This is a genomic window from Streptomyces sp. NPDC002784 (assembly GCF_053592135.1).
Genome location: NZ_JBSFVD010000195.1, coordinates 1 through 1,153, shown reverse-complemented (window position 1 = coordinate 1,153; position 1,153 = coordinate 1). Strand labels below are relative to the sequence as shown.

The window sequence follows — 1,153 nt, the reverse complement described above, 5'->3', positions numbered from 1 at the left end:
TCTCGGGCGGATCGGGCTCGGTCCCGGGTGGGATGCGTTCGGCGATGATCTTCCGGGTGGTGGCCAGGTCTGCGCGTCGTGCTTCGGTCTCGGCCAGAGCGGCGGTCAAGTGGTCGATCTGGCTGCGTAGTTCGTCAGCCCGGGCCGTGGTTTTGTCGTGCTGGTCCTGGAGGTCTGCCAGGAGCTCGCTGATGTTCACGCGGCCAGCCCGAGGGTGTCGCGCCAGGTGGGGGCGGGTGTGGTGAGGCGGCGGGCCATGTTGGCGATGGAGCCCAGTAGACGCGCGAGGCGGAAGTGTCGAGGCGGTGGTCGTACTCGCGGGCCAGGCGGCGGTGCAGCATCAACGTGCCGTTGACCTGCTCCACGATCCACCTCTTCGGTTGCGGGACGAAGCCTTTGCCCTGGTCTGCGGCGTTGCGGCGGACGACCTCGACGTCGATGTCCAGCAGGGCGCCGTGGATGAGAACCTCGTCCTTAAAGCCCTGGTCCACCAGGGCCTTCTCCAGACGCATCCCGCACCGCTCGGCCGCCTGATCGAGCAGGGCAGTGCCGGCTGCGTTGTCATGGGCGGAGGCGGCCAGCACTACGACGCCGATGATCAGCCCCAGAACGTCAACGGCCAGTCCCCGCTTGCGCCCCGACACCTTCTTGTTGGCGTCCAGTCCCGTCGTGGTCTTCGGGACACCCGCGGCCGCGCGGACGGACTGGGTGTCGATGATCACCAGGGACGGGTCCTCTAATCGCCGGGCTCTCTCCCGCACTTGGCAGCGCAGGAGTTCGGAGATCCGCTGGTCGAGCCCGTCCTGGCGCCACAGGCCGAAGTAGTAGAACACCGCCGACCAGGACGGCAGATCATGCGGGAGGTAGCGCCACTGGCAGCCCGTCCGGTTCTGGTAGAAGATCGCGTTCACGACCTCCCGCAGATCGCAGGAGCCGGGATCTCCGGTCACTGACCGAGCCACTCTCTCCTGCTTCCAGGCCGTGATCATCGGCTCAATCAACGCCCACTGCTCGTCCGATAAGTCGCTGGGGTACGGCTCTCGCTCCATGCCCGCATCTCAGCATGCACATGCCCAACAGAGGGCCTGCGCGACGATCAGTACCTCGATCGAGCGATCACGAACCGAGGAAGATCGGACTTAACGTCCACTGA

At 66.3% G+C, this 1,153-nt stretch carries 2 pseudogenes; both read right to left on the bottom strand.

The window, feature by feature from the left end:
• A pseudogene (locus tag ACWD1Z_RS37750) lies at positions 1 to 199 on the bottom strand (hypothetical protein); the annotation flags it as partial.
• A pseudogene (locus ACWD1Z_RS37745) lies at positions 196 to 1,049 on the bottom strand (IS5 family transposase). The pseudogenes ACWD1Z_RS37745 and ACWD1Z_RS37750, both read right to left, overlap by 4 nt.
• Between the last annotated feature and the right edge of the window lie 104 nt (positions 1,050 to 1,153).